Raw genomic sequence first — 9872 nt, 5'->3', positions numbered from 1 at the left:
CCGTGGCACCCCATGCACCAGGCGCTGCCCCCGGCGGCCCCGCTGGCGCGCCAGGCGGCAAGCCAGGCGCAGCCCCGGCCCAGGAAGCCCCTGCCAAGACCGAAGCCGCACCGGCCAAGCAAGGCTGAGGAACTGCCATGTCATCAAAATTCTTCATCGACCGGCCGATCTTTTCCTCGGTCATTTCCATCGTCATCGTCATCGCCGGCCTGGTGGCCTCCCAGGTGCTGCCCGTCGCCCAGTATCCGGAAATCGCGCCGCCGACGGTCATGATTTCCGCCTCCTACCCCGGAGCGTCGGCGGAAACCCTGGCCAAGACGGTAGCGGCGCCCATCGAGGAGCAGTTGAACGGGGTGGAGGGGCTCTCCTACTTCAATTCTTCCGCCTCGGCCAATGGCTCGGTCAGCATCACGGCCACCTTCGATGTCGGCACGAACGTGGACACCGCCTCCATGAACGTCAACAACCGGGTCAAGGCGGCCGAAGCCCGGCTCCCGGAAGAAGTGCGCCGTAACGGGGTGATCGTCCAGAAGCGTTCCACCGACATCCTCCAGATCGTATCCCTGAAATCCGAAGGGGGGCGCTACAACAACCTGTACCTCTCCAACTACGCCAGCATCAACATCGTGGATGAACTCAAGCGGGTCAAGGGGGTCGGCGACGTGATCGTCTTCGGCGCCCTGGACTACTCGATGCGGATCTGGCTCAAGCCGGACCGGATGGCGCAACTGGGCCTCACCACGAGCGACATCGCCCGCGCCATCCAGGCCCAGAACGCCCAGAATGCGGCGGGCAAGATCGGCCAGGAACCGGCCCCCTCCGACCAGCAACTGGTCTATACGGTGACCGCCAAGGGCCGCCTGCTGACGCCGGAAGAATTCGGCAACATCATCGTGCGCGCCAGCGGTCCGGGCGGGGTGCTGCGCGTCAAGGACGTGGCCCGCGTCGAACTGGGCGCCTACAACTACGACCAGAGCGTGACCCTGAACGGCCAGCCCACCATCGGCATGGGGGTATTCCTGCAAACCGGCGCCAACGCCCTGGAAGTCGCCGATCTCGTCATCGACAAGATGGATGAGCTCAAGAAGAAATTCCCCGAGGGCATGGACTACATCATTCCCTTCGACACCACCCGCTTCGTCTCTGCCTCCATCGATGAAGTGGTCAGCACCCTGATCGAAGCCGGCCTGCTGGTGATCGCCGTGGTTTACCTGTTCCTGCAGAGCTGGCGCGCCACCCTGATTCCCATGATCGCCGTGCCCATCTCCCTGATCGGCACCTTTGCCGGCTTGTGGCTGTTTGGCTTTTCCATCAACACCTTGACCCTGTTTGCCATGGTGCTGGCCATCGGGATCGTGGTGGACGATGCCATCGTGGTGCTGGAGAACGTCGAACGGCTGATGGAAGAGGAAAAGCTCTCCCCCTACCACGCCGCCGTGAAAGCCATGCAGGAAGTCTCCGGCGCCCTGGTGGCGATCGTGCTGGTGCTCTGCGCGGTGTTCATCCCCGTCGCCTTCCTGGGTGGCATCGCCGGCCAGCTCTACAAACAGTTCGCCGTCACCGTGGCCGTGTCCGTGGTGATTTCCGGCGTCGTCGCCCTGACCCTGTCGCCGGCCCTGTGCGCCCTGCTGCTAAAGTCCAAGCACGAGGAATCGAAGCTGTTTGCTCCCTTCAACCGCTTGTTCGAACGCTTTACCGGCTCCTATACCTCCACGGTGACCTTCATCCTGAAGCGCGGCATCATCGGCGCCCTGATCTTCGCGACAGTGATCGGCGTGACCCTGCTGCTGGCACGCACCGCGCCGGCCAGCTTCGTGCCGGCGGAAGACCAGGGCTACCTGATTTCGGCCCTGATGCTGCCCGATGCCGCCACCCTGAAGCGCACCGCCGCCATGGGTGAGAGCATGCGCCAGCCCATCGCCAATGACCCGGCGGTGGCCTACACCTTCGTGGTGTCCGGCTTCGACCTGATCGGCGGTGGCAACAAACCCAACGCCGGCACCCTCTTCATCCCCTTGAAGGACTGGAAGGAACGAAAGGCCAAGGCCCAGGAACTGGCCGGCAAGTTCATGGGCATCGGCATGATGCAGCCCGACGGCCTGGGCCTGGTGTTCAACCCTCCCCCGATCCGGGGCCTGGGCACCGCCGGGGGCTTCGAGGTCTATGTGCAGAACCGGGTCGATGGCGATGCCAAAAACCTGAACGAGGTGGTGCAGCAGTTCATGGCCGAACTGCAAAAACATCCGGAATTCACCCGCATCTCCACCTTCTACCGGCCCACGGTACCGCAGCTGTTCGTGGAAGTGGATGAACCCAAGGCCATCTCCCTGGGAATCCCCATCGCCGACCTCTACGCCACCTTGCAAAGCACCATGGGCGCCCTTTATGTCAATGACTTCAACCTGGGCAGCAAGGTGTACCGGGTGCAGCTGCAGGCCGAATCCGGCTACCGCATGAAGCCCGAGGATCTGGGCAAGGTCTATGTGCGGGCCGGCAGCGGCGCCATGATCCCGATTTCTGCCGTGAGTACGGTGAAACGGGTGGTCGGCCCGGAACAGGTGGAACGCTTCAACGGCTTTCTGGCCGCCAAGGTCATGGGCGATTCCAGGCCCGATGTAAGCTCCGGCGACGCCATCGATCTGGTCGAAAAGGTGGCCGCCGCCACCCTGCCCGCCGGCTACGAGATCGCCTGGACCGGCCAGGCCTTCGAAGAAAAGAAGTCCTCCGGCTCCTCGTCCTCGGCCTTCATCCTTGCCATCGTCATGGTGTTCCTGATCCTCGCCGCCCAGTACGAAAAATGGTCGTTGCCACTTGCCGTGATCATGGCCGTGCCCTTTGCCCTGATGGGGGCGTTTACCGCCATCTGGATCCGCGGCATGCCCAACGACATCTACTTCCAGATCGGCATCGTCGTGCTGATTGGCCTGGCCTCCAAAAACGCCATCCTGATCGTGGAATTTGCGGCGCAAAAGTACGCCGAAGGCATGAATGTGGTCGATGCCGCCCTCGAAGCGGCGCGGCTGCGCTTTCGGCCCATCGTCATGACCTCGCTCGCCTTCGTGCTCGGCGTCGTACCGCTGGTCAAGGCCACCGGCGCCGGCGCGGCGGCGCGCCAGTCCATGGGGACCGGCGTGTTTGGCGGCATGATCGCCGCCACCTTCATCGCCCCCTTGTTCATTCCCATCTTCTTCAAGTGGCTCGAACGGGGCAAACAGCCCCTTCCGGCAGGCGCCGTCGACCACCATGTCAAGGAGGAAAACCCGCATGACTAAGCCTTCCATGAACCCCCTGGCGCTCTCCCTCGGCACCGCCCTGCTGCTCTCCGGCTGTGCCCTGGGCCCGGATTTCCTGCGCCCCGGTTCCAGCCTGCCCGAGCAGTACCGGGATGCGCCCACGGCCAGTCCTGCAGCCAGCCCTGCAGCCAGCCCTGCAGCCAATCCCGCAGCCAATCCCGCAGCCAATCCCGCGGCCGACGCCACGGTTTCGGCCAATCCCGCCGTCAATCCCGACTGGTGGAAGCTCTTTTCCGACCCGATGCTAGATGAACTGGTGGCCCAGGCCCTGGAGAACAACCAGGATCTACAGGCCGCCGTGGCCCGGATGGAAGCCGCCGAGGCGGCCGCCCGCGAAGCCCGGGCGGAGTTTTTCCCCGCCGTCGACCTCTCCGGCAGCTCCAGCCGCAACCGCAGCAGCGGCGAGACCGTGGCCGGCCAGAACACCGGAGGGTCCGTGACCGCCAACGACCGGCGCATGGCCCTGGGCATCAACTACGAGCTCGACCTCTGGGGCCGTATCCGGCGCAGCAACGAAGCCGCCCGGGCCATGGCCCTGTCCAGCCAGTTTGGCCGGGATGCCCTGCGCATCAGCCTTTCCAGCCAGGTGGCCAACACCTACCTGAGCCTTCTGAGCCTGGATGCCCAGTTGCAGACCACCCGGGAAACCCTGCAAAGCCGGGAACAGACCCTGAAGATCGTCCGGGCGCGCCTCGATGCCGGCACGGCCTCGGCGCTGGATCTGGCCCAGGCCGAATCCGCCGTGGCCGCCGCCCAGGCCCAGGTGAACCAGCTGCGCCGCGAGCGGGGCGTGGGCGAGACGCAACTTGCGCTGTTGACCGGCAAACCCGGCCTGAAACTCGTGCCGGGGGACTTCGCCCGGCTGCCGATGCCGCCGATGCCGCCCGTGGGCCTGCCCTCGTCCCTGCTCGAAGTCCGGCCCGACGTGCGCCAGGCCGAGGAACAACTGGTGGCCGCCAATGCCCGCATCGGCATGGCCCGGTCCGCCTTCTTCCCCACCATCAGCCTCACGGGTCTGCTGGGCAGCGAAAGCGCTTCCCTCTCCAACCTGTTTTCCAGCAGCGCCTCGATCTGGTCCTACGGCGCCGCCCTGGCCATGCCGATCTTCGACGGGGGCCGTACCGGCGCCCGGGTCGATCAGGCCACGGCAGCCCAGAAGGAAGCCGTTGCCAACTACCAGAAGACCTTGCAGACCGCCTTCAAGGAAGTCAGCGACGCCCTGATCCGCCTCAAGGAGTACAGCGAGGAGGAAATCGCCCTGGCCACTCAGGTGGATACCGCCCAGCGCTCCCTCAAGCTCGCCCAGACCCGCTACGAGGCCGGCTACAGCGGCTTCATGGAAGTCCTGGACAGCCAGCGCAGCCTCAACAGCGCCCAGATGCTCTACCTGGCCGGCCACAAGAACAGCCTCTCTGCCGCCGTCGACCTGTTCAAGGCCCTGGGCGGCGGCTGGCGGCCGGAAGCCGTCGAGTAAGTAATGGCCAGAAAAACCAAGCAAGATGCTCAGGTCACCCGCCACCACATCCTCGATGCAGCCATGAATGTGTTTGGCCGCCAGGGCGTCTCGAAGACTTCCTTGAACGACATCGCCAAGGAAGCCGGAGTCACCCGGGGCGCCATCTACTGGCACTTCGAGAACAAGGTGGATCTCTTCAATGCCATGCTCGAACGCCTGTTCTGCCCCCTGCTCCTGAAAAGCGAACAACGCCAGCAGCTGATGGAGCAGGACCCCCTGGGTTTTTTGCGGGCTTCGACCCTCGAATTTCTGACCAGGCTCCGCGAGGATTCCAACTTTCGCAAGGTGTTCGAAATCTTCTGGCACAAGTGCGAATACATCGGCGAGATGGCCCGCTTGCGACAGAAGTACCTGGAAGAGGGCGAGAACCACATCGACATCATCGAACAGGCCATGACCCTGGCCCAGGAAAAAGGCCAGTTGAACCCCTGCCTCACGCCCCATCAGGCCACCATCGGCTTCATGGCCATGGTGGATGGCCTGGCCTTCAACTGGACCAAGAACCTCGACATGTTTCCCCTGGAAACCTACGCCGCTCCCTTGCTGGACACCTATCTGCGCGGCATGGGAACGGCTCGGCCCACCCCAGCCCCTACGCTCGGGGCGGAGCGCCGGAAACCCACGCCCGTCTGACGCACGACATCAGGCGCTCAAGCGGTGCGACACCATCCGCAAAATCCGCTACACCATCCGCAATCGCCTTGTTGCGCCGGGGCCTGGGCTGAGTAGCTGCATCGGCTCAAGGCGCTAGGGCAGCAAGGCCTTGTCCGCCGCCGCTCAGCGCAGGCTGAAGGCTACCCGGTTGGCCGGGCTGGCAGGATCGCCTTTGCCCACCTCCGGGGCCATGACAAAGATCCGCTCGGAGGGCACCTGGCCCTGTTCCACCAGCCAGTCGCGCACCAACTTGCCGCGCCGGGCGGCCAGGTCGTTGAAGGCGCTTTCATCCAGCTCCATGTGGGTCACCAGCAGGGTTTCCATTTCATGGACCGGCAGGCTTTTGGTGAGGCCGATCATGTTCCTGGGTTTGTCGAACTTGGCTTCCTTATAGAGCTGGGTCAGGTACTTTTCGTATTCCTGGGGTGTCAGGGTCAGCTCGCCGATCCGGGCCGCGGATTTGCCCTGGGCGACATCGGCGGCCACCTTCTTTGCCTTTACCTGGCGCGCCAGCAGCACTCGGCGATAGCCTTCGGAGTCGGCCACCGGGTCGGCCATGCCGGTTACTTCCAGGGTCAGGGCGGGACGGTCGATCAAGGCCTTGCTCAGGGCCTGGAGTCGTTTTTCCGCCTCGGGGCTGAGGGCGCTGAGGCCGGGGTCAAATTCCACATGGGAAAGTTCTTCGCCACCGCCAAACAGGGAACCGAGCAGGGTGAAGGGCGAGGTCACCGCTTTCACCAGCAGGCTCATGATCGCCTTCAAAAGGATGCCGCCGATGCTGAACTGGGGATCATTGATGGAACCGCTGATGGGCAGGTCGATCTCGATCTCGCCCCGGGAGTTCTTCAGCAGGGCAAGGCCCATCTTGATCGGGATCGCCAGGGCATCCGGGCTGTCCACCGGCTCGCCCAGGGTGAACTGGTCCAGGAAGAGGTGGTTGCCGGCTTCCAGCAGGCCGTTCTCGATATGGTAGCTCACATCCGCCGAGAGCTTGCCCTTCTGGATCAGGTAGCCCATGTAACGGCCGGAATAGGGGCTGAAGGAGGGCATGTCGATGCCGCGCGCCTGGGCCTTGATGTCGAGAAACAGCTCCTTGCTGAACGGCTCCAGTTCGCCGGTAATCATGAGCGGCGCGGTCTTGTCCACCTTGCCCTCGATCTTCAGCTTGCCCCGCTCTCCTGCCGCCAGGGGGCCGATCTGGCCGGTAAGGCCGGTGAGATTGGCTTTGTAGCTGGGCTTGATGAACAGGTCATTGAACAACACCGTGCCACCCTCGAGCCGGATGCGGCCGATGCGCACGGGCAGCGGGGCGCTGCGTGCCGGCAGCGCGGCGACCTGCTCGGCGGGGGCGGTAGCATGGCTGACCGGCGCTTCGCCCGGCAGCGGCGCGCTGGACACCTGAGAGGGGCTGGCCGGGGCAGCCGCTTTGGGAGGCCCGGCCTCATTTCCCATCAACTGACCCAGATGAAAACGCCCCTGGGGCGTCACCATCAGCCGGGCAAAGAAACGGGTCAGGGCCGCATCTTCCAGCTTCACTTTCAGGGGTTCGGTATCGAAGTCGAGCCCGGTCAGGTCGAGGTTCTGCCAGCGCAGCAGGGACCGGCTGGTCTCTTTGTCGAGCAGGGATAGATCGGCCAGACGCCCTTGCCCCTGATAGCTCACATTGAACGGCGCCCCGCCAAACTTGATCTGGCCCCTGGCCGAAGCCGCGCCCCTGCTGAGCACCAGATTGAAGTGGTGCGGCATCCAGCCTTGCAGCGGCACCAGGTCGAGGCTGCTGATGTCCAGCGTCAATTCGCCGGACGGAATCTCCGGATTGATCTGGCCGGCAACCGCCAGGCTGCCGTTTTCATTGACCTTGCCGCCCAGTTCCAGGTGGATCGCTGCGCCACCCTGCGAGGCAAGGGCGCCCACGTCCAGATCCAGGCCATGCAAGCGCAGGGGGACGGGATTGTCCACGGTCTGGTCGATGAACTCCAGTTTCGCCTGGCTCAGCTTCACCCCAGCCACCGTCCAGCGCCAGGCCGGGGCGGCGGGCGCGGCGGACGGGCCGTTTTCCGGGACCAGACTGGCCTGGATCTGACTCATGGTGTCGAGCACATCCAGGCTGTCGGGGCTGTTGCGGACGAGTTTCAAATCGAGCCGATCAAGTCCCAGAGTGCCGACGCCCAGTTGCCGCTTGCCGGTATCGAGGCTGAGCCGGTCGATCTTCATCCCGGCCAGACTGAAAAAGGCTTGCGCTTCTCCCTGGCGCTGCAAAGCCAGCTGTTCGAGTTTGAGGGTGTCCAGACGGATCGGGGCGTGGAGCAGGTCCGGCGCCTCCAGTTTGAAGTCCAGCCGTCCAAGCCGGGCATCGAGCCTGGCGATACGGGCCTGCACCTGCCGCAGGCCGAGCTGGCCGTACAAGGCGAGCTTGTCATCATTGGAACCGTTTCTGAAATCCAGCAGCAAATCGCCATCGAGCTTGGCGGACTTCAGTTGCACGGGCAGGCGCACCGGCGAAAAGGCGGCCAGGCGCGCCAGATCCAGCCCTTCCACCTTGAGCTTCAGACGCCCATCACGCGGCTCGGAAAAGGGCCGCACCTCCCCGGCGACATTGATCGGCGCGCCATCCAGGGTGGCGGAAAAATGGGGTTGCACCAGGCGCTCGACCTCGCCCGGAAAGGAGGCCAGCCGCGGCACTCCGAGATGGAGGTCGGCAATCTCATGCCGGCTGCCATTCGCCTTGTCGTCCAGGGTGAAGCGGCCCGCGCTGATTTCCAGGTTGTTGATCGCGAACGCGGGCGTTGGCTGCTTTTCTTCGTCAGTGCTGGCGAACTTTTCGATCAGGTCGGAAACATTGGTCCGGCCATCGGCCTGACGCACCAGATGGACATAAGGCCGTTCCAGCCGCAGCGCATCGAAAACGAGCGCCAGCTGCCAGAGGGAGGCGGAACTGACATTGACCGTCAAGGCGCCAAAGCCGGCCAGGGGCTGATCGCCCTCCCGGTTGCCGATGCGCAAATCCCGCACGGTGACTTCAAGGCGAAAGGGCTGCACCTCGACCTTGCCGAGGGTGACCGGGCGCTCCAGTTGCCCGGCCAGAACCTGCTCCAGCTTGGCGTGCAAAAAGCTGGGCAGCCACAGGTAAGCCAGCAGGCCAGACAGGGCCAGCAGCCCCACGAAAATCAGCCCCCTCTTGCGTACCCGGGGAGAGCGCCATACCGCCTGGCCCCGGGTTTGCAGTTTCTGACGCAAGGAGGTCGGGCAGGCGTCAGGTCCGGAAGCTTGACTGTCCATGAAAATGCCTCTGAAAAACGGAATGAATGATTGACACGGCGACACTCAGATCAGCCGGCGGCGGGCTTCGAAGAGGCAGATTCCGGCGGCGACGGAGACGTTCAGGCTCTCCACGGAGCCGAACATGGGAATCCGCACCAGCTGATCGCAGGTTTCCCGGGTGAGGCGGCGCATGCCCTCCCCTTCCGCTCCCAGCACCCAGGCGGTGGCGGCCGGCCAACTCGCCTGGTAGAGATCCTGCCCGGCTTCGCCGGCGGTGCCGATCACCTCGATGTCGCGCTCCTTCAATTCGCGCAGGGTGCGCGCCAGGTTGGTCACCATCAGGTAGGGCACGGTCTCGGCCGCGCCGCTGGCGGTCTTGGCTGCCACCTCGGTGAGGCCGACGGCCCGGTCCTTGGGGGCGATCACCGCATGGGCGCCGGCCGCATCGGCAACCCGCAGGCAGGCACCCAGATTGCGCGGGTCGGTGATGCCGTCCAGCACCAGCAGGAAGGCGGGTTCTTCCAGGGTATCGAGCACATCATCGAGATGCAGCACCTTGCGCCCGCCTTCGACCCGGGCCACCACCCCTTGATGCCGGGCACCGGGCAACATCGCATCCAGGCGCTTGCCATCGGCCAGCGTCAGCTTCACGCCCTTGAGTTCGGCGTGAGCGATCAGGTCCTGAGCCCGCTTGTCGTGCCGGCTCCCATCCAGAAGCACTTCCTTCACCGCGTCAGGATCGTGGCGCAGCTTGGCGATGACGGCGTGGAAACCGAAGATCAGGCGGGCAGCAGACATGGACATTCTCACAACGGACAAAAGCCGATTCTACCGTCTATGCCATGAAAACCGGGGCCATCCAGACGCTCGATGAACCCCGGCTTGAACTCCGGCTGCCCGGCAACGCAGGACAGGCCTGCGGCGCTTACTTCTTCTTGCCGGCCCTGGCTTTCGATTTGGCAGCGGCTTTGGCTTCCGACCTGGCTTCCGACTTAGCCTCCGACCTGGCCCTGGATTTTGCCTTCGAGGCCTTGATGCCGGCCGAGGCCTGATCCACGGCCTTGCCAATCTTGCCGGCCATCTTGCCCATGAAGTCACCCACTGCCCCGGCGGCCCGCTGGGAAGCGCTCTTCTTGCCCGGCTTGGCG

6 protein-coding genes are annotated in these 9872 nt (G+C 64.5%); 3 read left to right on the top strand and 3 right to left on the bottom strand.

What is annotated here, in order from left to right:
- The first annotated feature begins 137 nt into the window (after positions 1-137).
- The 3 genes from WBH99_RS09160 to WBH99_RS09150 are packed head-to-tail and all read left to right on the top strand — an operon-like array spanning position 138 to position 5442.
- Entirely contained in the window at positions 138-3272 is a 3135-nt protein-coding gene (locus WBH99_RS09160; protein ID WP_424219779.1) for an efflux RND transporter permease subunit, read from the top strand.
- Entirely contained in the window at positions 3265-4767 is a 1503-nt protein-coding gene (locus tag WBH99_RS09155; protein WP_424219778.1) for an efflux transporter outer membrane subunit, read from the top strand. The genes WBH99_RS09160 and WBH99_RS09155 overlap by 8 nt, the downstream gene beginning before the upstream one ends.
- Before the next feature lie 3 nt (positions 4768-4770).
- Positions 4771-5442 carry a TetR family transcriptional regulator gene (locus WBH99_RS09150; protein WP_424219777.1) on the top strand — a complete coding sequence of 224 codons (672 nt, stop codon included), beginning with the start codon at positions 4771-4773 and terminating at the stop codon, positions 5440-5442.
- A 144-nt stretch (positions 5443-5586) separates the two neighbouring features.
- On the opposite strand, the gene WBH99_RS09145 is transcribed toward WBH99_RS09150, so the two are convergent.
- The 3 genes from WBH99_RS09145 to WBH99_RS09135 all read right to left on the bottom strand — a co-directional run.
- Positions 5587-8742, bottom strand: coding sequence for a DUF748 domain-containing protein (locus WBH99_RS09145; protein ID WP_424219776.1), 3156 nt, complete (start codon positions 8740-8742; stop codon positions 5587-5589).
- A gap of 45 nt (positions 8743-8787) precedes the next feature.
- Positions 8788-9522: a 23S rRNA (guanosine(2251)-2'-O)-methyltransferase RlmB gene (gene rlmB, locus WBH99_RS09140; protein WP_424219775.1), complete on the bottom strand. Its 735-nt coding sequence runs from the start codon at positions 9520-9522 to the stop codon at positions 8788-8790.
- A gap of 127 nt (positions 9523-9649) precedes the next feature.
- On the bottom strand, positions 9650-9872 hold a 223-nt coding region (locus tag WBH99_RS09135; protein ID WP_424219774.1), incomplete at its 5' end, for a hypothetical protein.

The sequence above is a fragment of the Azovibrio sp. genome, assembly GCF_049658005.1.
In the GTDB taxonomy this organism is placed as follows: Bacteria; Pseudomonadota; Gammaproteobacteria; order Burkholderiales; family Rhodocyclaceae; genus Azovibrio.
The sequence above is the reverse complement of the archived record's forward strand: the minus strand, read 5'-3'. Positions and strand labels throughout refer to the sequence as shown.

What these genes read in the sequence shown, in the direction of transcription:
- rlmB (WP_424219775.1), bottom strand. Translation starts at nt 9,522, where the DNA reads ATGTCTGCTGCCCGCCTGATCTTCGGTTTCCACGCCGTCATCGCCAAG.
- WBH99_RS09160 (WP_424219779.1), top strand. Translation starts at nt 138, where the DNA reads ATGTCATCAAAATTCTTCATCGACCGGCCGATCTTTTCCTCGGTCATT.
- WBH99_RS09150 (WP_424219777.1), top strand. Translation starts at nt 4,771, where the DNA reads ATGGCCAGAAAAACCAAGCAAGATGCTCAGGTCACCCGCCACCACATC.
- WBH99_RS09155 (WP_424219778.1), top strand. Translation starts at nt 3,265, where the DNA reads ATGACTAAGCCTTCCATGAACCCCCTGGCGCTCTCCCTCGGCACCGCC.
- WBH99_RS09145 (WP_424219776.1), bottom strand. Translation starts at nt 8,742, where the DNA reads ATGGACAGTCAAGCTTCCGGACCTGACGCCTGCCCGACCTCCTTGCGT.